Origin of the sequence: Priestia sp. FSL R5-0597 (assembly GCF_038006305.1) — a bacterium.
In the GTDB taxonomy this organism is placed as follows: Bacteria; Bacillota; Bacilli; order Bacillales; family Bacillaceae_H; genus Priestia; species Priestia zanthoxyli.
This window is the reverse complement of sequence record NZ_JBBOUZ010000001.1, coordinates 4,220,218-4,242,466: the sequence shown is the minus strand read 5'-3', so window position 1 is coordinate 4,242,466 and position 22,249 is coordinate 4,220,218. Positions and strand designations below refer to the sequence as shown.

The 22,249-nt window shown below is 40.0% G+C and carries 20 protein-coding genes; 19 read left to right on the top strand and 1 reads right to left on the bottom strand.

What is annotated here, in order from left to right:
• Positions 1 to 103 precede the first annotated feature (103 nt).
• The 9 genes from MKX72_RS22405 (at position 104) to MKX72_RS22365 (ending at position 10,151) form a co-directional block, all read left to right on the top strand.
• On the top strand, positions 104 to 2,140 hold the full coding sequence (locus MKX72_RS22405; protein WP_155007647.1) for a methylmalonyl-CoA mutase family protein: 2,037 nt from the start codon (positions 104 to 106) through the stop codon (positions 2,138 to 2,140).
• The gene (scpA, locus tag MKX72_RS22400; protein ID WP_155007648.1) at positions 2,133 to 4,283 is read left to right on the top strand and encodes a methylmalonyl-CoA mutase; all 2,151 of its coding nucleotides are present in this window, start codon (positions 2,133 to 2,135) and stop codon (positions 4,281 to 4,283) included. Before MKX72_RS22405 ends, scpA begins: the two co-directional genes overlap by 8 nt.
• Before the next feature lie 16 nt (positions 4,284 to 4,299).
• On the top strand, positions 4,300 to 5,295 hold the full coding sequence (gene meaB, locus MKX72_RS22395; protein WP_033579718.1) for a methylmalonyl Co-A mutase-associated GTPase MeaB: 996 nt from the start codon (positions 4,300 to 4,302) through the stop codon (positions 5,293 to 5,295).
• Between the two features lie 193 nt (positions 5,296 to 5,488).
• Entirely contained in the window at positions 5,489 to 5,926 is a 438-nt protein-coding gene (locus MKX72_RS22390; RefSeq protein ID WP_028411575.1) for a BrxA/BrxB family bacilliredoxin, read from the top strand.
• 281 nt (positions 5,927 to 6,207) lie between these two features.
• A complete protein-coding gene (locus MKX72_RS22385) occupies positions 6,208 to 7,011 on the top strand; it encodes a transporter substrate-binding domain-containing protein (protein ID WP_026106695.1) in 804 nt (267 codons plus the stop codon).
• Positions 7,012 to 7,042: 31 nt separating this feature from the next.
• A complete protein-coding gene (locus MKX72_RS22380) occupies positions 7,043 to 7,702 on the top strand; it encodes an amino acid ABC transporter permease (RefSeq protein ID WP_013059114.1) in 660 nt (219 codons plus the stop codon).
• Entirely contained in the window at positions 7,695 to 8,417 is a 723-nt protein-coding gene (locus MKX72_RS22375) for an amino acid ABC transporter ATP-binding protein (RefSeq protein ID WP_028411574.1), read from the top strand. The genes MKX72_RS22380 and MKX72_RS22375 overlap by 8 nt, the downstream gene beginning before the upstream one ends.
• Positions 8,418 to 8,577: 160 nt before the next feature.
• Entirely contained in the window at positions 8,578 to 9,528 is a 951-nt protein-coding gene (locus MKX72_RS22370; RefSeq protein ID WP_013059112.1) for an aromatic acid exporter family protein, read from the top strand.
• Positions 9,529 to 9,626: 98 nt separating this feature from the next.
• Positions 9,627 to 10,151, top strand: a complete 525-nt coding sequence (locus tag MKX72_RS22365; RefSeq protein WP_014458269.1) for a L,D-transpeptidase — start codon at positions 9,627 to 9,629, stop codon at positions 10,149 to 10,151.
• A 75-nt stretch (positions 10,152 to 10,226) separates the two neighbouring features.
• On the opposite strand, the gene prli42 is transcribed toward MKX72_RS22365, so the two are convergent.
• Positions 10,227 to 10,322, bottom strand: coding sequence for a stressosome-associated protein Prli42 (gene prli42 / locus MKX72_RS22360; RefSeq protein ID WP_149917156.1), 96 nt, complete (start codon positions 10,320 to 10,322; stop codon positions 10,227 to 10,229).
• 149 nt (positions 10,323 to 10,471) lie between these two features.
• On the opposite strand from prli42, the gene mce reads away from it, so the two are divergent.
• The 10 genes from mce (at position 10,472) to MKX72_RS22310 (ending at position 22,192) form a co-directional block, all read left to right on the top strand.
• Positions 10,472 to 10,897, top strand: coding sequence for a methylmalonyl-CoA epimerase (mce, locus tag MKX72_RS22355; RefSeq protein WP_080754463.1), 426 nt, complete (start codon positions 10,472 to 10,474; stop codon positions 10,895 to 10,897).
• A complete protein-coding gene (locus tag MKX72_RS22350; RefSeq protein WP_033579719.1) occupies positions 10,890 to 12,440 on the top strand; it encodes an acyl-CoA carboxylase subunit beta in 1,551 nt (516 codons plus the stop codon). Before mce ends, MKX72_RS22350 begins: the two co-directional genes overlap by 8 nt.
• A 25-nt stretch (positions 12,441 to 12,465) precedes the next feature.
• Positions 12,466 to 13,584: a tripeptidase T gene (locus tag MKX72_RS22345; RefSeq protein ID WP_013084962.1), complete on the top strand. Its 1,119-nt coding sequence runs from the start codon at positions 12,466 to 12,468 to the stop codon at positions 13,582 to 13,584.
• A 225-nt stretch (positions 13,585 to 13,809) separates the two neighbouring features.
• Complete coding sequence (locus MKX72_RS22340) at positions 13,810 to 15,171, top strand: NAD(P)-dependent oxidoreductase (protein ID WP_155007649.1); 1,362 nt, start codon at positions 13,810 to 13,812, stop codon at positions 15,169 to 15,171.
• A 21-nt stretch (positions 15,172 to 15,192) separates the two neighbouring features.
• A complete protein-coding gene (gene preA, locus MKX72_RS22335; RefSeq protein WP_028411570.1) occupies positions 15,193 to 16,473 on the top strand; it encodes an NAD-dependent dihydropyrimidine dehydrogenase subunit PreA in 1,281 nt (426 codons plus the stop codon).
• Positions 16,474 to 16,492: 19 nt separating this feature from the next.
• Positions 16,493 to 17,911, top strand: coding sequence for a dihydropyrimidinase (gene hydA / locus MKX72_RS22330; RefSeq protein WP_033579723.1), 1,419 nt, complete (start codon positions 16,493 to 16,495; stop codon positions 17,909 to 17,911).
• A gap of 33 nt (positions 17,912 to 17,944) precedes the next feature.
• On the top strand, positions 17,945 to 18,157 hold the full coding sequence (locus MKX72_RS22325) for a hypothetical protein (RefSeq protein ID WP_049166188.1): 213 nt from the start codon (positions 17,945 to 17,947) through the stop codon (positions 18,155 to 18,157).
• 395 nt (positions 18,158 to 18,552) lie between these two features.
• Positions 18,553 to 18,744, top strand: coding sequence for a hypothetical protein (locus MKX72_RS22320; protein ID WP_013059103.1), 192 nt, complete (start codon positions 18,553 to 18,555; stop codon positions 18,742 to 18,744).
• Positions 18,745 to 18,883: 139 nt separating this feature from the next.
• Positions 18,884 to 20,515: a PucR family transcriptional regulator gene (locus MKX72_RS22315; protein ID WP_033579724.1), complete on the top strand. Its 1,632-nt coding sequence runs from the start codon at positions 18,884 to 18,886 to the stop codon at positions 20,513 to 20,515.
• A 207-nt stretch (positions 20,516 to 20,722) separates the two neighbouring features.
• Entirely contained in the window at positions 20,723 to 22,192 is a 1,470-nt protein-coding gene (locus MKX72_RS22310; protein ID WP_028411566.1) for a CoA-acylating methylmalonate-semialdehyde dehydrogenase, read from the top strand.
• Positions 22,193 to 22,249: the final 57 nt, after the last annotated feature.

Below are 22,249 nucleotides of genomic sequence, written 5' to 3'. Positions count from 1 at the left end.
ACAATTTGTAAAAGATGTATTAAAATAAAAGAAGAATCATCAAACTTCAAAGTGTAATCATCTAGGTCTAGCAGGCAGCTATTAACTGTAAAGGGGCATGGAAATGAAAACAAATACATTATCATTTCATGAATTTACACGTACACCTAAAGAAGATTGGGCACAGGAAGTTAGCAAAAACACCGCGCTCCGCTCAAAAGAAACGTTAGAAAACATCTTTTTGAAACCGCTTTATTTTGAAAGTGATACGGCACATTTAGACTACTTGCAGCAGAGTCCGGCGGGAATAGATTGTTTAAGAGGAGCCGGTAAAGAATCATACATACTAGGGGAATGGGAAATCACCCAAAAAATCGACTTACCTTCTATTAAAGAAAGCAATAAACTTCTTTTACACAGTTTGAGAAATGGACAAAATACGGCCGCTTTTACGTGCAGTGAAGCAATGAGGCAAGGAAAAGACGTTGATGAAGCAACTGAAGCTGAAGTAGCCTCAGGCGCTACAATTTCTACTTTAGAGGATGTTGCTCATTTGTTTCAGCATGTAGCTCTTGAAGCTGTGCCTTTATTTTTAAATACGGGATGTACATCCGTTCCACTTCTTTCGTTTCTAAAAGCATACTGTGTTGATCATAACTTTGATATGAGACAGCTAACAGGTACGGTTGGAATGGATCCGCTCGGCACTCTTGCTGAATACGGGAGAGTTCCACTTTCTACTCGAGATTTATACGATCATTTAGCTTACGCAACGCGTTTGGCTCACAGTAATGTTCCAGAGCTCAAAACGATCATTGTATCAAGCATTCCTTACCATAACAGCGGTGCAAACGCTGTTCAAGAACTAGCTTATATGCTTGCTACAGGAGTGCAGTATATTGATGAATGCATGAAACGCGGTCTGTCCTTACATCAAGTTTTACCTCACATGACCTTTTCTTTTTCAGTTAGCTCACATTTATTTATGGAAATATCAAAACTTCGTGCTTTTCGCATGCTTTGGGCAAATGTGGTTCGTGCTTTTGATGACACGGCCGTTTCAGTGCCGTTTATTCATACGGAAACGTCACGTCTTACACAGTCTAAAGAAGATATGTATACAAATGCATTAAGGAGCACGGTTCAAGCGTTTGCTTCTATTGTAGGAGGAGCGGATAGTCTGCATATTGAACCATATGATTCCGTTACATCCTCATCTTCTCAGTTCGCTCATCGCCTTTCCCGTAATACTCACTTAATTTTGCAGCACGAAACACATATATCAAAAGTAATGGATCCTGCCGGAGGCTCTTGGTACGTTGAAGCTTACACACATGAATTAATGACAAAAGCTTGGGAGTTATTTGGCAACATTGAAGGCCACGGCGGAATGGAAGAAGCTTTAAAACAAGGGCGAATTCAAGATGAAGTTGAACAAATGAGAGTAAAAAGACAAGGAGATATAGAGTGCCGAATTGAGCGCTTGATCGGAGTCACACACTATGCTCCTAAGCAACACGCTGCATCTGAAGAGATAAAAAGCACTCTGTCTAAAAAAGAAGAAAGAAAAATGAATAAATACAGTGACCAGAACACTTCGGAATTTTTATCAAATCTTTCGCTAGAGGACTATACAAAGCTAGCATCTAAAGGGGTAACAGCAGGGTGGATGCTAAAACAAATGGCGAAGCAGTCACAGCCAGACAGTGTTGTGCCGCTCACTAAGTGGAGAGCAGCAGAGAAGTTTGAAAAAATACGGGTTTATACAAAGGGAATGAGCATTGGCATTATGGAGCTCGCCGATCCTAGCAGCCATAAAAAAGCTGAGATTGCCCGGTCTTTATTTGAAAGCGCAGGCTTTGCGTGTGAAACAATTAAAAACATAGATTCCTACGTCGAGATAGCAGATTGGATGAATGAACAAAAGCACGAAGCATATGTAATCTGTGGAAGTGATGAACTCGTGGAAAAGCTCTTAACAAAAGCGATGACTTATTTTGAGGAAGATTCCGTTTATGTGTACGTAGTAGGGGAAGAACACGTATCACGCAAAACGCAGTGGCAGCAAAAAGGTGTAATGAGCGTCATACATCCTAAGACAAATGTTATTCAATGCGTTAAGAAGTTATTATGTGCTTTGGAGGTAGAAGTTCATGTATAAAAAGCCTTCTTTTTCTAATATTCCATTATCATTTTCAAAGCAGCAAAGGGAAGATGACGTGACTCAAAGTACATTCACTGCTTTTCAAACAAATGAACAAATTGAATTAAAATCATTATATACAAAAAAAGACAGAGATGACCTCGACTTTATTCACTTTGCACCTGGTATTCCACCGTTTGTGAGAGGACCGTATGCAACGATGTATGTGAATCGGCCTTGGACGATTAGACAGTATGCAGGATACTCAACGGCGGAGGAAAGCAATGCCTTTTACCGCCGAAACCTAGCTGCTGGACAGAAAGGGCTGTCTGTTGCTTTTGACCTAGCTACCCACCGCGGCTATGACTCTGATCATCCAAGAGTTGTTGGAGATGTAGGGAAAGCAGGAGTGGCAATTGATTCAATGATTGATATGAAGCAGCTGTTTGAAGGGATTCCGCTTGATCAAATGTCCGTGTCGATGACGATGAACGGGGCGGTTCTTCCTATTTTAGCTTTCTACATCGTAACAGCTGAAGAACAAGGAGTAAAAAAAGAAAAGCTGGCTGGAACGATTCAAAACGATATTTTAAAAGAATATATGGTGCGCAATACGTATATTTATCCTCCTGAAATGTCCATGCGAATCATTGCGGATATTTTTAAATATACAGCGGAGCATATGCCGAAATTTAACAGTATTAGTATATCAGGCTATCATATGCAAGAAGCAGGCGCTCCAGCAGACTTAGAGCTTGCTTATACGCTTGCAGATGGACTTGAATATGTACGAACCGGCTTGAAAGCAGGAATTTCAATTGACGCGTTTGCACCGAGACTATCCTTTTTCTGGGCAATTGGAATGAACTACTTTATGGAAGTAGCGAAAATGAGAGCGGGGAGGCTGCTGTGGGCAAAACTCATGAAACAGTTTGAGCCGGACAACCCTAAATCACTCGCTCTTAGAACGCATTCTCAAACGTCCGGATGGAGCTTAACCGAGCAGGATCCATTTAATAATGTTATTAGAACATGCGTCGAAGCTCTGGCTGCAGTGTCAGGACATACGCAATCGCTTCATACAAACGCACTGGATGAAGCGATTGCTCTTCCGACTGATTTTTCAGCTAGAATTGCTCGAAATACGCAGCTTTATTTGCAAAATGAAACGGAGATTTGTTCCGTCATTGACCCTTGGGGAGGCTCTTATTATGTGGAATCATTAACGAATGAATTAATGATAAAAGCGTGGAAGCACCTTGAAGAAATAGAACAGCTCGGCGGAATGACAAAAGCAATAGAAGCAGGCGTACCTAAAATGAAGATAGAAGAAGCTGCTGCGCGCAGACAAGCAAGAATAGACTCGCAGGTAGAAATTATTGTAGGTGTGAATCAGTTTCAGCCGGAGCAAGAAGAACCGCTTGATATTCTTGATATTGATAACACAGCAGTTCGAATGAAGCAGCTGGAAAAGCTAAAGAAAATACGCAGTGAACGTAACGAACAAGCGGTACTTGAAGCGCTTAATCGACTGACCACTTGTGCCAAAACAGGCGAAGGGAATCTCCTTGCTTTTGCGGTTGAAGCTGCAAGAGCTAGAGCTACACTAGGTGAAATTTCAGAAGCGATTGAGAAAGTGGCTGGAAGACATCAGGCTACTTCTAAGTCAGTCAGCGGGGTATACAGTGCGGAGTTTGCGCATCGAGATCAAATCGAAGAAGTTCGAAAGCTCACGGCTGAATTTTTAGAGGAAGAAGGAAGACGCCCAAGGATTTTAGTGGCGAAAATGGGGCAAGACGGTCATGACAGAGGATCAAAAGTGATTTCAACAGCCTTTGCTGACCTTGGATTTGATGTGGATATTGGCCCTTTATTTCAAACGCCTGAAGAGACAGCAAGGCAAGCTGTAGAAAACGACGTACATGTGATTGGGATAAGCTCTTTGGCAGCCGGACATAAAACGTCACTGCCGCAGCTTGTTGATGAGTTAAAGAAATTAGAGCGCGACGATATCGTTGTTATTGTCGGAGGCGTTATTCCTAAACAAGACTACTCATTTCTTTTAGAGCACGGCGCTTCTGCAATCTTTGGACCTGGAACAGTAATCCCAAAAGCGGCCGTTTCCGTCTTACATGAAATAAAGAAACGGTTAGAAGAATAGTTGGTGAAGACAATTGGTGAAATTAAAAACGGTACAAGATTATAAACAAGGGCTGCTTGAAGGGAAAAGAACAGCGTTAGCTCAAGCCATTACTTTAATTGAAAGTAAAGCGCCGAAGCATAAAGCAATAGCACAACAGCTGATTAAAGAAATCTATCCCCATACGGGGCATTCAGTGCGCATTGGTTTTACTGGCGTACCAGGAGCAGGAAAAAGTACGCTGATTGACAAATTTGGATCGTATCTATGCAAAAATGGCCATTCCGTTGCAGTTTTAGCAGTCGATCCAAGCAGTACCTTGTCTGGAGGAAGTATTTTAGGAGATAAAACCAGAATGGAGCTGCTTGCCAAACAAGAGAACGCTTTTGTCCGTCCTTCACCTTCTCAAGGAACGCTTGGAGGTGTTCATCTTAAAACGAGAGAAGCCATTTTTCTTTGTGAAGCGGCTGGGTATAACATCATATTTGTCGAAACGATGGGTGTTGGCCAAGGTGAAATGATTGTAAAAGAGATGGTAGACTTCTTTGTTTTGCTTGCTTTAACCGGAGCAGGAGATGATTTGCAAGGAATTAAAAAAGGGCTGCTTGAATGGGTTAATTTAATTTGTGTAAATAAAGCAGACGGGGATAACCGGCTAAAAGCAGAAGTGACTGCAAAAGAATACAAAAGTGTCATTGGTTTTCTTCACGGTCATTCCGGAGGGTGGAAACCACAGGTCATCACAACTTCTGCTTATGAAGAAGCGTCGTTTCAACATTTATGGCAGATAATTTGTGACTATAAGGAATGGATGAATAAAAAAGATCTGTTTTATGCAGTAAGACAAAAGCAAATGAAGGCATGGTTACAAGCAAGTGTTAACGAATATTTACAAGAATCATTTTATGAACATCCTTTAGTTAAGCAAACATTAGGGGATGTTGAAAAACAAATGATGACCGGAGATGCCACAATGGCTGAAGCTCTCCAACACTTGATTAAAATCTATCAGCAGGCGATGAAAGAAATGTAAAAAAGGATCCTGCATTTTATGCGGATCCTTCTACACTAGGGAGTTAAGAGTATGTTTTTCTAGCTGTAAAAACAGTATCACCATTTCTTTTCTTGTTTAATCTTGATTACCAAGAAAAAATGAGTCAAAGCAATCGCCTTTTTAGTTTTCGTTTGCTATGATAAAGGATAGATAGCAAAAGGGAGGTATGAAAATGAATATCGATTTTAACTTGTTTATGAACGACGTTGTTCGTCAGGCCCGTAAAGAAATTACAGCTGCTGGTTATACAGAATTAACGACGGCTGAAGCGGTAGATGAAACGTTTAAACAGCCTGGCACAACGCTTGTAATGGTGAATTCAGTTTGCGGTTGTGCAGGAGGTATTGCAAGACCTGCTGCAGCGCACGCTGTACATTATGATAAACGTCCAACAAACTTGGTTACAGTATTTGCTGGGCAAGATAAAGAAGCAACTGCGCGTGCACGCGAATACTTTGAAGGTTATCCGCCTTCATCTCCATCTTTCGCTTTATTAAAAGACGGAAAAATTATCACAATGGTAGAGCGTCACGAAATTGAAGGCCATGAGCCAATGTCAGTTGTGATGAAGCTGCAAGAAGCGTTCGAACAGAACTGTGAAGAAGTGTAAGAGAGAAGCCGTTTTGAACGGCTTCTTTTTTTATGCATTTTTTTATCCGTCTGTATGCAGGCTTTCTAATGAGTGGAAAATGTTGAGAAAAGGTATTTTCAAATAGTGAAACTTATATTTAAAAAAGATATTGCATATTTATAATGTTGTGTTAAAATACATTTATATGAATATATATTTAAATTTCGACATTTACTTGCAATAGTAAAAAACTTATTTCATAATATTATTAATTTTTAAAAAATAATGTAAGGAATAAACTAGGGGGAACGAAGATGAAATTGAAAAAGTGGTTATCGGTAACGGCAATTGGTCTCTTAACAGCAGGCGTTTTAGCTGCATGCGGAGCAGGAGAAGGAACGTCTAATGGCGGAGCAAGCAGCGACGACAAAGATAAAAAAGTACTTGTAATGGGAACATCAGCAGATTACCCACCCTTTGAATATATTGATACGGCAAAAGGTGATAGTGAAGCAATCGGATTTGACGTAGATTTAGCAAAAACAATCGGTAAAAAGTTAGGCTATGACGTGCAGGTAAAGGATATGGAATTTGGCGGATTAATTCCAGCTTTACAATCTAATAAAGTCGATTTAGTTTTAGCCGGTATGACGCCAACTGAAAAGCGTAAAAAGAACGTGGACTTCTCAGACGTATACTATGAAGCAAAAAACATGATTGTATCGAAGAAAGATGCGCCAATTAAAAACGCAGAAGAACTAAAAGGAAAAACAGTCGGTGTACAAACTTCTTCTATTCAAGCAGACGAAGCAAAAGAAATTGCAAAAGAAGTTGACGGAGTAAATGTAACAACGCGTGACCGTATTCCAGAACTAATTCAAGAAATGAAATCAAATCGTATCGATGCAGCGATTATTGAAGATACAGTAGCTAAAGGGTATGTGAACAAAGACAAAAGCTTGCAAATGTCTGATACAGGACGTCCCGATTCAAGTAAAGGATCAGCAATCGCATTTCCTAAAGACAGCAAGCTAACGAATGACTTTAACCGTGAATTAAAGAAAATGAAAGAAAACGGTGAATTGGATAAATTAATCGTTAAGTGGTTTGACGACCAAAAATAAGAATGATAGTTAGAGAGGAATGGAACTAGGCATGAATTTGGATTTTTCGCAAATCGTGCCTTCTATGCCTTATATTTTAAAAGGGATAGGGGTAACGATACAGATAGTCCTAGCTTCAGCAATTTTAGGGTTTGTGCTGGGAGTTATTTTATCTTTATGTAAAATCAGCCGCAATAAACCTCTTCAATGGTTTGCGGATGCATATACGTCCGTGTTTCGCGGAACACCGCTTGTACTGCAATTATTATTAATATACTTTGGATTACCTCAGCTGCTCGGGTTTGATATTGCCCCGTTTCCAGCGGCCGTTGCTGCGTTCGGGCTAAACTCTGCAGCATATATATCTGAAATTATTCGCGCTGGTATTTTAGCTGTTGATAAAGGACAGCGTGAAGCGGCATTAGCGTTAGGAATTCCTTATCGCCGCATGATGGGACAAATTATTTTGCCACAGGCACTTAAAAATATTTTACCTGCTTTAATGAATGAGTTCATTACATTAACAAAGGAATCAGCTATCGTTACAGTTATTGGAGCACTCGACATTATGCGCCGTGCTTACATTGTAGGGGGAGAAAAATTCGCCTACCTTGAACCGTTAATTTTTGCAGGGTTGATTTATTATGTAATGGTAATGGGCTTAACGCTCCTTGGTAAAGCAGTCGAGAGGAGAATGAGAAAAGGTGATTAACGTTGAAAATTTACACAAATCATTTGGTAAGAATGACGTTTTAAAAGGTATTTCAACTACGATTAAGGAAAAAGAAGTCGTAGCTGTTATTGGCCCTTCTGGTTCTGGTAAATCTACTTTTTTACGCTGTATGAACCTGCTTGAAGAACCGACGAGCGGATTAGTTTCCATTAACGGTCAAGTGATTACAGATAAAAAAACAAACATTATGCGTGTGCGTGAAAATGTAGGAATGGTATTTCAGCATTTTCACTTGTTTCCACATATGACAGTGCTTGAAAATTTGACGTATGCTCCGATGACGGTAAAAGGCGTGTCAAGAGAAACGGCTGTTGCTAAAGGCAAAGAATTACTCCAAAAAGTTGGACTTGCTCAAAAAGCCAACGAGTTTCCAAGTCGCTTATCGGGCGGTCAAAAGCAGCGTGTAGCTATTGCAAGAGCATTGGCAATGGAGCCGAAAGTAATGCTGTTTGACGAACCAACATCAGCATTGGATCCAGAGATGGTAAAAGAAGTGCTAGATGTAATGAAGTCGCTAACAGAAACAGGAATGACGATGGTCATTGTAACGCATGAAATGGGATTTGCACGAGAAGTAGCGGATCGTGTGCTGTTTTTAGACGGCGGTGTGCTTGTTGAAGATGCGCCTCCGGCCGAATTTTTCTCAGCCCCTAAAAGCAAGCGTGCTAAAGATTTCTTAGAAAAGATTTTATAATAAAAAAAGTGCAGGAAGAGTACGATCTTTTCTGCACTTTTTTTATTGAAATTTATAAAGTACAGCAAGATTTAAGGTTGTGTTATTTTTCTATTCGTGTTAATAAAGAATAGAGTATTTTATCACACTAAAAAGAAACCAACATGTAGGAGTCTAGAAAATGAAATTTAAAATTGGGTACCGGACAATTAAAACAGCCGTCGGTACATCACTGGCTATTATTATAGCTCAGTTCTTTCACCTCGAGTTTTTTGTATCAGCTGGAATTATCACCATTTTGTGCATTCAAAATTCAAAGAAAAAATCGCTGCGAAGCGCAAGCGATCGTTTTATTGCTTGTTCTTTATCCATTCTGTTTTCGTTTATATTCTTTGAAGGGATTGCTTATCATCCACTTGTTATAGGACTGATGCTGCTTTTGTTTATTCCGGTTACGGTTATATTCAAAGTTAATGCAGGCATTGTTACAAGCTCCGTTATTTTGCTTCATATTTACTCCAAAGGCAATATGACGTGGGGAATCGTCTTTAATGAACTTGGCTTAATTGTAATTGGGATAGGGGTTGCCCTGCTTGTGAATTTATATATGCCAAGTTTAGATCAAGAGCTTCGCACGTATCAGCAAGAAATTGAAGAAAATTTCCGATCGATGTTAAAGGAAATTGCCCTGTATCTCAGAACCAATGACAGCAGCTGGGACGGTAAGGAAATTGCAGATACGGTAAAAATTTTAGAAAAAGCAAAAAGCCTTGCGTTTCGTGATGTAGAAAATCATTTTGTACGTGGGGAAAATTATTATTACCGCTATTTTAAAATTCGTGAAAAACAGCTTGAAATTATTGAGCGTACGCTTCCTCTCATTACCGCTATTGATTTGGTGGTAGAACAGCGCTACATGATTGCCGATTTCATTGAAGAATTAAGTCTATCCATCCACCCCGGTAATACAGCAAAATTATTTTTAGCCAAACTTCAGCATTTACGAGAAGCGTTTGCAGAGATGCCGCTTCCCAAAACGCGGGAAGAGTTTGAAGCGCGTGCCGATTTACTGCACGTAGTCAAAGAAATTGAACAATATTTGGTTATTAAACAAACCTTAAAAATAAGTTAAACAGCATGCATGTTGTGTATCTTGCTTACGAACACTAAATAAGACAAGAGATGTCTCTCTTGTCTTTTACTTAGGACTAACGTAAGGTGGTGGATTACGTGCATGTGTTTGCTTTTATCCTTTTACTACTATCTCCGGTTTGGCCATTAGGAGAAAATCCGTTGCCAAATGATCCTTATATTATTATTAATAAACAAAGCAATGAGCTTGCTTACATTCAAAATAAAGAAATTAAACAAATTATTAAAGTAGCAACGGGGAAAACAGTTAATCTGACGCCCGAAGGGGAGTTCACGGTAACAGTAAAAGCTGTTAATCCTTATTATCGGAGAAGTAACATTGAAGGAGGCGCTCCTCAAAATCCTCTAGGTGTAAGGTGGATTGGGTTTGATGCAAGAGAGACTGACGGACGTATTTATGGCATTCACGGTACAAATCAGCCGGATTCCATCGGTAAATATGTATCGAATGGCTGTATTCGCGTAGAAAATCGTGAAGTAAGCCATTTATACGATCAAGTCCCGTTAGGTACAAAAGTATGGATTGTATCTACAGATCAATCTTTTGAAGAGTTAGCCGCTCAAAAAGGCATTGTGAATATACAGCAAAAGACTGGTGACTAGTCACCAGTCTTTTTTATATGTTTGCATTGCACAAAGAAACAGCAGTGCATCTATGTTTTTAGTCATCAGTCTCGATTAAAACCACATCGCAAGTCCCGCTAGAAGCGTAGATATTAACATGACAAGAAGCATTAAAAACACAATGGTTTTTTGGATTTTCTTATTAGACATACAACCAAAGTCCTCCTACACGTTTTTTTCTTATTTTACATGTCTTCCGCTGCTTAGACAAGCAACTTTCTGTACATACGCGAGCAGGAGATTTCTTTTGTTTTCAAGAATATGTGTAAATGAAAACGCTTTTTTAAAGAGGTGAGAAAGTGATAAAAGGAATTGATCACATAGGAGTAGCTGTAAAATCAATTGAAGGCAGCCTCCCTTTTTACGAAAAGGTATTAGGACTGTCTCTATTAAAAGTAGAAAAAGTAGAAGAACAAGGAGTAAAAGTGGCTTTTATTCAGTGCGGCAACGTAAAAATTGAATTATTAGAGCCGCTCTTTGAAGACAGTGCAGTCGGTGCGTTCATCAAAAAGAGAGGTGAAGGTCTTCACCATGTTGCTTTAGGTGTACGTACGATTGAAGAACGGATTAACGAGTTAAAAGAAAAAGGTGTACAAATGATTGACGATGTTCCGCGAAAAGGCGCAGGGGAAGCATCCATTGCTTTTTTGCATCCTAAGTCAGCAAACGGTGTTCTTTATGAGCTCTGTGAAAAAACACTAGAGGAGGAGAAGAAGCATGGTTGACATTTATGATAAATTAAATGAATTGTACGATAAGCGCCGGAAAATCGAGTTAGGCGGTGGAGACGAAAAAATTGAAAAACAGCACCATAAAGGGAAGCTAACGGCACGTGAACGAATCGAAATTCTTTTGGATGAACATACATTTGTCGAGTTAAATCCGTTTATTGAGCATCGGTGTGCTGACTTCAGTATGAATAATCAAGTAGGACCAGGAGACGGGGTAGTAACAGGCTACGGCAAGATAAACGGTCGCTCAGTCTATTTGTTTTCGCAAGATTTTACGGTATTTGGAGGCGCGTTAGGTGAGATGCATGCTAAAAAAATTGCGCACGTAATGGATTTAGCGGCTAAAACAGGCGTGCCGTTTATTGGTTTAAATGACTCAGGCGGGGCTCGTATTCAAGAGGGCGTCATGTCTCTTGATGGATACGGTCATATTTTTTATCGAAACGCCATTTATTCAGGTGTTATGCCTCAAATATCTGTTATTATGGGTCCTTGTGCAGGCGGAGCCGTGTACTCACCGGCGATTACGGACTTTGTTTTTATGGTAGAAGAAACAAGTCAAATGTTCATTACCGGACCAAAAGTAATTGAAACCGTAACGGGGGAAAGCATTTCCTCTGAAAATCTTGGAGGAGCAGCTGTTCATAACGAAATTAGCGGTAACGCCCATTTCAGAGGTTCAACAGAACAAGAGGTACTAGAACAAGTACGAACGCTCTTAAGCTATCTTCCGCAGTCTAGTCAAGAGCAGCCTCCTTTAGCTTCAGAGGCACAGAGTGATCATTACCGTCCGGATTTATTAGACGTTGTCCCGTTTGATGCCGTGCGTCCTTACGATGTGCGTCAAGTCATTCACCAAGTAGTGGACGAGCACTCCTTTTTTGAAGTGCAAAAAGACTTTGCCAGAAATATTGTCATTGGTTTTGCCCGCATAGATGGAAAAGTTGTCGGACTTGTGTGTAACCAGCCTAAAGTAATGGCAGGCAGTTTAGATATTAACTCCTCAGATAAAGCAGCAAGGTTTATTCGGTTTTGCGATTCATTTAATATCCCACTTATTACATTTGAAGATGTTACAGGTTTTTTCCCAGGTATCAAGCAGGAACATGGCGGAATTATACGACATGGTGCTAAAATTTTATATGCATACTCCGAAGCTACCGTTCCGAAAATCACGGTGATCTTGCGAAAGGCGTACGGAGGTGCGTATGTAGCTTTAAATAGTAAATCGATTGGAGCCGACCTTGTGTATTCGTGGCCGAATGCAGAAATTGCTGTTATGGGTCCTCAAGGTGCTGCAAATATTATCTTTGCAAACGACATTCGAGGTAGCGAAAACCCAGATGAAACAAGACACGAAAAAATTGAGCAGTATCGCGAGAAATTTGCTAATCCTTACGTAGCGGCAAGCGCTGGAATGGTCGATGATGTGATTGATCCTCGGGAAACACGAATAAAATTAATACAAGCGCTTGAAATGTTGCACAATAAAAAGGAAGAGCGTCCAGCAAAGAAACATGGTAACATACCATTGTAGGTTATTTTTGGAGGGATTACATATTATGATTAATGAACAACGAATCGTTGATTTATTTATTGAATTAGTACAAGTAGACTCAGAAACAAAGCATGAAGAAAAAATCGCTGTTGTACTAAAAGAAAAATTTACCGCATTAGGCGTCGAAGTAGTAGAAGATGATGCCAAAGAAAAAACAGGCCACGGAGCCAACAACTTAATCTGCACACTGCCAGCTACAAAAGAAGGCGTAGACACAATCTACTTTACTTCTCATATGGATACAGTCGTACCTGGAAATGGTATTAAACCATCTATTGAAGATGGCTATATTAAAAGTGACGGCACGACAATTCTTGGAGCGGATGATAAAGCAGGCTTAGCAGCAATGCTAGAAGCAATCACCGTATTAAAAGAAGAAAACATCGCGCACGGCAAAATTGAATTTATTATTACAGTAGGAGAAGAATCTGGCTTAGTGGGTGCTAAAGCTCTTGATTCTAGTCTCGTAACGGCAAAATTCGGCTATGCTTTAGATAGCGATGGCAAAGTGGGAGACATTATTGTTGCTGCGCCGACGCAAGCAAAAGTAAATGCAACAATTTATGGAAAAACAGCTCATGCGGGTGTAGCTCCTGAACGAGGCGTTTCTGCTATTACGATTGCTTCAAGAGCCATTTCTAAAATGCCGCTTGGACGTATTGATGAAGAGACTACAGCGAATATTGGACGTTTTGAAGGTGGAACGCAAACGAATATCGTGTGTGACCGCGTCGATATTTTAGCAGAAGCTCGTTCATTAATTCCAGAAAAAATGGAAGCACAAGTAGCGAAAATGAAAGAAGCGTTTGAAACAGCTGCACAAGAAATGGGCGGACGTGCAGAAGTTGATATTAAAGTGATGTATCCAGGCTTTAAATTTGGCGATGGAGATCATGTTGTCGAAGTTGCTAAAAAAGCCGTGGCTAATATCGATCGTCCTTCACGCCTGCTTCAAAGCGGAGGCGGAAGCGATGCAAATGTAATCGCAGGCTTTGATATCCCAACAGTAAATTTAGCAGTTGGTTATGAAGACATTCATACAACCAATGAAAAAATTCCGGTAGAAGAACTGGTGAAGACATCTGAACTAGTAGTGTCGATTATTAAAGAAGTAGCAAAATAATAGTTGAAGCCTTGCTTTTATATAAAAGCAAGGCTTTTTACATAGTGAATAGTAAATAGTCTGAATTTTTTAACATAATGTATAATGAAGAAAAGACGGTCGTTTTGTACAATAAAGTTAGTAATACATTTTACAAAGTAGAAGTTGAAAATAACGTATATAAAAAAATATGTAAGCGCTTTCAATTTAAGTTTTATCAACAGATATTCTTGGGAGGTTGATGCAATGCGATCACCGGAAAGTTTGCAGTCCATCATTCAAAACTTTAATGAAGTAGAAAAAGGGTTGTCCAATAGAGAAGCAGTCGAAGAATCTAATCGATGTTTGTACTGTTATGATGCACCCTGTATTCAGGCATGCCCTACAGGAATTGACATCCCGACGTTTATTAAAAAAATTGCATCGGGCAATTTAAAGGGCTCTGCCGAAACGATTATGTCTTCGAATCCAGTAGGAGCAAGCTGTTCGAGAGTCTGTCCAACCGATGAACTATGTGAAGGAGCGTGTGTGCTAAACCATTCAACCAAACCAATTATGATTGGAGATTTGCAGCGCTACGCAACGGATTGGGCTATTCAAAATGAACAGGTGCTGTTTGAGAAAGGAAAAGCCAACGGCAAAAAGGTAGCGATTGTTGGGGGAGGTCCGGCTGGTCTCTCTGCAGCAAGAGAACTGGCCCGATTCGGGTACGACGTAACCATTTTTGAAGCGGAAAAACAAGCAGGAGGGTTAAATACATATGGAATCGTGTCGTTCCGTCTTCCTCAAGCGATTTCATTCTGGGAAGTTGAACAAGTAAAAAGCTTAGATGTAAAAATTAAAACAAATGTAAGAATTGGAGAAGATATTCTTCCAAGCGAATTACTGCAGTCATATGACGCGGTTGTATTAGCTATTGGTATGAGTAAGGTGCCTTCTCTACATGTTGAAGGTGAAGAGCTAGACGGTGTGTATGATGCGATTGATTTTGTGAAAAAAACGAAGTCAAAAGCGCTATCAACAGAATTTGTTGGTAAGCGTGTAGCCGTCATTGGAGCGGGAAATACTGCGATTGATGGTGCTACGTGTTCCGTGCGCTTGGGGGCTGAAAATGTTCAAATTTTATACCGTCGTACACGAGAAGAAATGACGGCTTATGATTTTGAATTTGAATTTGCGAAACAAGATGGTGTTGAATTCCGCTGGTTAACGGCTCCTATACGAATTATTGGAGATGAAAATGGTAAGGTGAGCAGGATTGAATGTGTAAAAATGACCCTAACAGATCCAGATGCAGACGGCCGCAGGAAGCCTGTTCCTGTTGAAGGTTCAACGTTTACGATTCCAGTCGATGCTGTTGTTAAAGCAATTGGTCAAGAACGTTACCTGTCTTTGATTCAACAATTCCAGCTGAACCATGAAGACGGAGTTGTCTTAATCAATCAAGAGACGTTCCAAACATCAAATCCAAAAGTATTTGCTTGTGGAGACGTTATTTTTGGTAAAGGACAAGGAGAAGCAATGGTTGTGACCGCTGCTCAGCAAGGAAAACAAACGGCGTTAAATATTCATATGCAGTTAACAAAAGAAACAATGGAAACAGCTTAAAATCAGGAGGAGGAGAAATCTATGGCAGATTTAACAACAAATTTAGCAGGTATTCAATCACCAAATCCGTTTTGGCTGGCATCCGCACCGCCAACCAATTCAGGTTATCAAGTGCAGCGTGCATTTGAAGCAGGATGGGGAGGCGCAGTTTGGAAAACGCTTGGTGATCCGATTTTAAATGTTTCCTCTCGATTTGCTGCCGTTGGCTTCAACGGTCAGCGCGTAGCCGGCTTTAACAATATTGAGCTAATCACCGATCGTCCGCTTGAAGTTAATTTGAAGGAAATCTATGAAACGAAAAAGAAGTTTCCTAACCACGCAATTATTGCCTCTCTTATGGTAGAGCCTCAGCAAGAAAAATGGCATGAGATTGTCAAAAAAGTAGAAGATGTAGGAGTAGATGGATTAGAGCTGAACTTTGGCTGTCCGCATGGAATGGCGGAACGAGGGATGGGTGCTGCCTCTGGGCAAGTCCCTGATTTAGTTGAAAAACAAACGTATTGGGCTAAAGAAGTAGCCCAAACGCCGGTCATTGTTAAGCTAACCCCAAATATCACAGATATTACCGTTACAGCAGAAGCAGCGGTTCGAGGTGGTGCCGACGCTGTTAGTATGATTAACACCATTAATAGTTTAGCAGGAGTAGACATTCATTCATGGAATACAATTCCACACGTAGCGGGAAAAGGCGCTCACGGAGGCTATTGCGGCCCGGCTGTTAAGCCGATTGCATTAAACATGGTTGCTGAATGTGCAAGAAGTCCGTTTATTAACGTTCCAATATCTGGTATGGGAGGCGTTTCGAACTGGCAAGAAGCAGTGGAATTTATGCTCATGGGTGCTACAGGTGTGCAAGTATGTACAGCTGCTATGCATCACGGATTCCGCATTGTAGAGGATATGATTCAAGGTCTCAACTATTACTTGGATGAAAGAGGAATCGAAAAAGTAAGCGATATTGTAGGGAAAGCCGTTTCAAAATATTCCGACTGGGGCAACTTAGATCTCAATTATAAAGTAGTGGCTCGCATCGACCCTGATACGTGTATTAACTGCAATAAGTGTCATATTTCTTGTGAAGATACTTCTCACCAATGTATTGATATGTTGAAAGATCCTTCAGGGAAACCTTATTTAAAAGTACGAGAAGAAGATTGTGTAGGCTGTAATTTATGTTCGATTGTATGTCCTGTGGACGGAGCTATATCTATGGTTGAATTACCAAATGAACAACCGCCAATGACGTGGAATGAACGCCAAGCTGCTTTACAAGCGACGGCTGCACAGCGATTGGACGTATAAATACAAAGGGGATGAAGAAATGAAGAAAATCGTTAAAAATGGTGTCATAGTCACAGCAACAGATACGTATAAAGCCGATATTTTAATTGAAAATGGAGTGATTTCGGCAATTGGCTCAGCTTTTGAAGAACAGGGATGCGAAGTGATTGATGCAAAAGGCAACTATGTATTCCCAGGAGGCATCGATCCCCATACTCATTTGGATATGCCGTTTGGAGGGACCGTTACAAAAGACGACTTTGAAACAGGTACAAGAGCAGCAGCTTTTGGAGGTACGACAACTGTTATTGATTTTTGCTTAACCAATAAAGGCGAACCGCTCCAAAAAGCGATCGGCACATGGCATGAAAAATCAAAAGGAAAAGCGGCTATCGATTACAGCTTTCATCTAATGATTGGAGAAATCACGGAAGATGTATTAAATGAGCTTCCTACGATTATTGAAAAAGAAGGAATTACTTCTTTTAAAGTGTTCATGGCCTATAAAAATGTTTTTCAAGCAGACGATGCTACCCTTTACCAAACGCTAGTGCAAGCTAAAAAACTAGGGGCGCTTGTGATGGTACATGCTGAAAATGGAGATGTTATTGAGTATTTAACGGCAAAAGCGCTGGAGCAAGGACAAACTGATCCTATCTATCATGCCCTCACTCGTCCTCCGGAAATAGAAGGAGAAGCTACGGGAAGAGCCGCAGTGCTAACCGAGCTTGCTGACTCACAGCTCTATGTTGTTCACGTATCTTGCGCTGAAGCAGTTAAAAAGATTGCTGAAGCAAGGGAAAAAGGCGTAAATATCTGGGGCGAAACGTGTCCGCAGTATTTGACGCTTGACCAAACCTATTTAGAGAAACCGGATTTTGAAGGAGCAAAATACGTATGGTCGCCGCCTTTACGTGAAAAATGGAACCAAGATGTTTTGTGGAATGCCCTGCGTAATGGCGACTTGCAAACGATTGGATCAGATCAGTGCTCGTTTGATTTTAACGGTCAAAAAGATCTAGGAAAAGGAGATTTTACAAAGATTCCAAACGGAGGACCTATTATCGAGGATCGCATGAGCCTTTTATTTTCAGAAGGAGTAGTGAAAAACCGAATTAATATCAATCAGTTTGTGGATATAACGTCAACAAAAATCGCGAAGCTGTTCGGACTGTATCCGAAAAAAGGAACGATAGCAGTTGGTGCAGACGCGGATCTGCTTATATTTGACCCTTCTGTTGAACGTGCGATTTCAGCTAAAACGCATCATATGGCAGTTGATTATAGCGCATTTGAGGGAATGAAAGTTACAGGTGAGCCGGTTTCAGTGCTTTGCCGAGGAGAATTTGTCGTAAAAGATAAGCAGTTTGTCGGTCAAAAAGGCTATGGACAGTATACAAAAAGAGCAAAGTTTAATGAGTTAAACACGGCTAACGAAGCTGAAAAATTAACGTTATAAAAACAGATGCCAAAATAGATTGGAGGCAGGGGAATGTCAAGTTACCATGAATATATGGCAGAGCGGGAAAAGATTGATTTTTTGCTGCAAAAAGGATTTAAAATAACGGCTGTAACAGAGAATCTAAGCGGGGCGTTTGTGACGTTTGAACACATCGAAAAGAATCAAACCGAACAAGAAACGCTTCATATATTGACGGCGGATGCTAGAAAGTATTTTTCATCCTTACTGATTCAACAAGTATAAAAACGAAGGCTGAGACAAAATTATTTTAGCTGAAGGAAGATCCGAACGATGAATCGTTCGGATTTTTTTATTGGTAGGGTGAACGTAGGTTTCACGTATGCAGGAGCTCCTAGATGTTGATGGAAGTAATTTAGTTATGTCTCAATCCCTTTCTTTGTTTACTAAGACCTATAAGTTTTTTACTATATTGGCTGACAAAAGTGATCCGTTTTTGTGTTTTTTTCGTTTTGGATGTGAAACAAAATAACTAGATATTATCCATTGACTGTATTACAGTTGTTACATTTCGTTTACATCGAAAGAGAAAAGGTTTAGTTATCTAGTAAATTGTAGTAAATATTATAGTAGAACGTTTTCACAATAAATCTATTAAATATAAAAAGGGTGTGACACGGATGGATCAAGCTACGCAGTGTATGACACAAGAAGAAACAAAAATTATTGATAAATTAAAAATGGAAATGTTAAATGCAGTGTCACTACAAGATTTGCGTTTTTATAAAAAAGAAATTCACCGAATTAAAGAACAAGCGGTTAAGCGCCACGGTTTTTTTAATAAATTACAGCAAACGGCTCAGAAGCTGTAACGATCCATTATCGTTACAGCTTTTTTCGTTTCTTTTATTAAATATTTTATTTCTTCTAAATATTTAATATAATGTAAGAAGATATAGCTTTTGTTCTACACATATGCGAAATACGCGTTAATGATCCAGGAGACATGATGTGAAATTCGCTAGGGGCGGTGTTGACTTGAAATCATATTTAACAGTAACAGAGATTTTAACAAGGAAACATTTTGTAAACTGTGAAGTAATAGCTGGAGAGAAAGGGCTTACTAATTCTGTGAAGTGGGTGCACGTGATGGAAGTGACGCGCATTAATGAGCTGCTAAAAGGAAACGAGCTCATTTTATCAACAGGGGTAGGCTGGGGAGAAGATCCTCAATCTTGTTTATCATTTCTTCAGCAATTAATTTCTTGTAAGGCATCAGGACTGTGTATTGAACTTGGCACTTATACTTCTAAGATTCCGCAAATTGTCATTGATAAAGCGAACGAATGTGATTTTCCGATTATTTTATTTCACGAAGAAGTTCCGTTCGTTGAAATTACGCAAGATGTTCACTCACTTTTAATTAATCAGCATTATCAAATGATTTCCGATTTAGAACAGTATTCTCATCGGCTAAATCAGCTGCTGTTAACAGTTAATGACCCGGCCGTTATCTTACAGTGTTTATATGAATCTACAGGGCTTCTTGTCGGCCTTAAAGTTTCAAATGAATTATTTACCTTTGCTCCGGAGATGGACTTACTCAAACAGCAGCTTCTACTTCATTATATAAGCAGGGAAAATGAGAGTCCGCATTTTACTGAGCAGCCTATTCATTTATTAGGACAAGATTATGCTCAGCTGTATGTCGCCTCTATAAATGAAGCGTTAACAGAACTTGAAGTGCTCACCGTTGACCGGACGGCAACTGCACTTGCTCAGCATTTTTTGAAGGACTTGTATGTCGAAGAGAAAAAAAGAGTAGATGAAACTGAATGGATGACGAAATGGATGAACGGAGAGCTAACTCTTGAACAAATAAAAGATTCTATGCACGAGGTGTGTTCAGATTCTCCTATTCGCGGGGGTATCGTTGTTTGCTGTAAGTGGCAAAGACGGGAAAAGTTTGATCGAACGTATTTTAAGCTGATCTTACGAAGCATCTTTGAACAAGAAGGCTTTCACTTATTAGTCTCCGAGCGAAATCGCGAAGTGTTATTTATTCTTTTGAACAAACGAATGGTTAGCACGTGGAGAGAGAGATTAGAAAGCAGCCTTCACCGCTGGATGAATCAATACGAATCGGATGAAAACTCAAAGCGGAACGCTATTAGCTTTATCGGAATTGGCCAATACTGTGAACAGCTTGACTGTATGCATAAAAGCTATGAAACGGCTAAAGAAACAATTTCGATTCAAGAAATGCTGCAAAAACAAACCATTATTCATTTTTATGATGATTTGCATATGTACCGAATTATTTCGCTTTTACATCAGCATGAAGACTTACAGGAAGTGGTGTTTGAATATCTGCAGCCCGTTATTACATATGATGAAACGTACAATGCAAAACTCATGGAAACATTAAAAATTTATTTAGCATGCAACGGATCTAAACAAGAGACGGCTAAGCGTTTATACATTGTGCGGCAAACGCTGTATCACCGCATTGAAAAACTAGAAAAGCTGCTGGGTGAAGATTTTATGGAGCCGGAAAAACGATTGGCGATTGAATTTATGATTATGGCATATGAATATTTGTTTATGATGAAAAAGTCGCGTGCGGAATTTATAAACGGATAAGTAAGCAGCTGGAAACAGCTGTTTTTTTATGTTGAGGATGATTTTACTATATGTTCATTTTAGTTCATGCTTTCTCCGAGTTCACTGCGCAAAATGTGAAACGAGAATCTAGAGTTGTTTCACATTTTGTCTAATGCAACCACCATTTATTTATTCAATAATAAAGGTAGATTTGTCATTTCTTATTTTTTGAGGAGGCCAAGCGATATGTCAGTTGTGAATAATGATACGCAAGTTTTAAAAAATTACGTGGGCGGAAAATGGGTTGATACGGCAGGGCAAAAATTTGGAGAGGTAATTAATCCATCGACGGGCGAAGTAATTGCAAAAGTACCGCTTTCTACAAAAGAAGACGTAGCCAATGCGGTGGAAACAGCGCAAAAAACATTTGAAACATGGCGTAACGTTCCTGCTCCAAAACGAGCAAGATTAATGTTTGCGTTTCAGCATTTACTAGTTAAGCATCACGAAGAGTTAGCGAAATTAGTTGTACAAGAAAACGGCAAGGCTTTTAAAGAAGCTTACGGTGAAGTACAGCGCGGTATTGAATGCGTGGAGTTTGCTGCGGGTGCTCCTACTTTATTAATGGGAGAATCATTAAATAACATAGCGGAAGAAATTGATTCTGAAATGTTCCGTTTCCCACTTGGTGTTGTCGGAGGCATCACACCTTTTAATTTTCCAATGATGGTACCGCTGTGGATGTTCCCGCTTGCCATTGTATGTGGAAATACGTTTGTATTAAAACCGTCTGAGCGAACGCCGCTTTTAGCAACGCGACTTGCTGAACTTTTTACAGAAGCAGGAGCACCGGATGGATTATTAAATATTGTACACGGGGCACATGATGTCGTGAATGGATTAATAGAGCACGAAAAAGTTAAAGCGATTTCATTCGTCGGATCGCAGCCGGTAGCAAAGTATGTTTATGAACAAGCTGCAGCTCAAGGGAAACGAGTTCAGGCTTTATCCGGAGCTAAAAATCATCATGTTGTGATGCCAGACTGCGATATGGATAAAGCGGTATCCCATATTATCAGCTCGGCTTATGGAAGTGCCGGCCAGCGATGCATGGCTTGCAGCGCCGTGGTCGTAGTTGGTGAAAAAGGAGATGAATTCGTCGCAAAATTAAAGCAAAAAGCAGATGAATTAATTATGGGAAGCGGATTTGATGATGAAGTGCTTCTAACGCCCGTGATTCGAAAAGAGCACCGTGATAAGGTGCTGGATTATATTGAACTTGGCATGAAAGAAGGGGCGGAACTCATTCGTGACGGACGTAAAGAAATGGATGAACATGCAGAAGGAAATTTCTTAGGAGCAACCATTTTTGACCGCGTAACTCCTGATATGACCATTGCTAAAGAAGAGATTTTTGCACCTGTACTAAGCTTGCTTCGCGCTGACACATTAGATGAAGCACTTCGCTATATGGAAAAATCTCGTTTTGGAAATGGAGCAACGATTTATACAAAAGATGCAAAAGCGGTGCGTCAATTTAGAGAAGAAGCAGATGCGGGTATGCTCGGCATTAACGTAGGAGTACCTGCTACGATGGCCTTCTTCCCATTCTCCGGCTGGAAAGACTCTTTTTACGGAGATTTGCATGTAAACGGCAAAGACGGTTTGAACTTCTTTACACGTAAAAAGATGGTTACATCACGCTTTGACTTTTAACATATAGATGAATATAGCAAGTGGCTTCGGCATTTTGTCGAAGTCTTTTCATACAGA

What these genes read in the sequence shown, in the direction of transcription:
- MKX72_RS22345 (WP_013084962.1), top strand. Translation starts at nt 12,466, where the DNA reads ATGATTAATGAACAACGAATCGTTGATTTATTTATTGAATTAGTACAA.
- prli42 (WP_149917156.1), bottom strand. Translation starts at nt 10,322, where the DNA reads ATGTCTAATAAGAAAATCCAAAAAACCATTGTGTTTTTAATGCTTCTT.
- MKX72_RS22350 (WP_033579719.1), top strand. Translation starts at nt 10,890, where the DNA reads ATGGTTGACATTTATGATAAATTAAATGAATTGTACGATAAGCGCCGG.
- MKX72_RS22405 (WP_155007647.1), top strand. Translation starts at nt 104, where the DNA reads ATGAAAACAAATACATTATCATTTCATGAATTTACACGTACACCTAAA.
- preA (WP_028411570.1), top strand. Translation starts at nt 15,193, where the DNA reads ATGGCAGATTTAACAACAAATTTAGCAGGTATTCAATCACCAAATCCG.
- MKX72_RS22380 (WP_013059114.1), top strand. Translation starts at nt 7,043, where the DNA reads ATGAATTTGGATTTTTCGCAAATCGTGCCTTCTATGCCTTATATTTTA.
- MKX72_RS22370 (WP_013059112.1), top strand. Translation starts at nt 8,578, where the DNA reads ATGAAATTTAAAATTGGGTACCGGACAATTAAAACAGCCGTCGGTACA.
- MKX72_RS22320 (WP_013059103.1), top strand. Translation starts at nt 18,553, where the DNA reads ATGGATCAAGCTACGCAGTGTATGACACAAGAAGAAACAAAAATTATT.
- MKX72_RS22325 (WP_049166188.1), top strand. Translation starts at nt 17,945, where the DNA reads ATGTCAAGTTACCATGAATATATGGCAGAGCGGGAAAAGATTGATTTT.
- MKX72_RS22310 (WP_028411566.1), top strand. Translation starts at nt 20,723, where the DNA reads ATGTCAGTTGTGAATAATGATACGCAAGTTTTAAAAAATTACGTGGGC.
- MKX72_RS22390 (WP_028411575.1), top strand. Translation starts at nt 5,489, where the DNA reads ATGAATATCGATTTTAACTTGTTTATGAACGACGTTGTTCGTCAGGCC.
- scpA (WP_155007648.1), top strand. Translation starts at nt 2,133, where the DNA reads ATGTATAAAAAGCCTTCTTTTTCTAATATTCCATTATCATTTTCAAAG.
- hydA (WP_033579723.1), top strand. Translation starts at nt 16,493, where the DNA reads ATGAAGAAAATCGTTAAAAATGGTGTCATAGTCACAGCAACAGATACG.
- MKX72_RS22340 (WP_155007649.1), top strand. Translation starts at nt 13,810, where the DNA reads ATGCGATCACCGGAAAGTTTGCAGTCCATCATTCAAAACTTTAATGAA.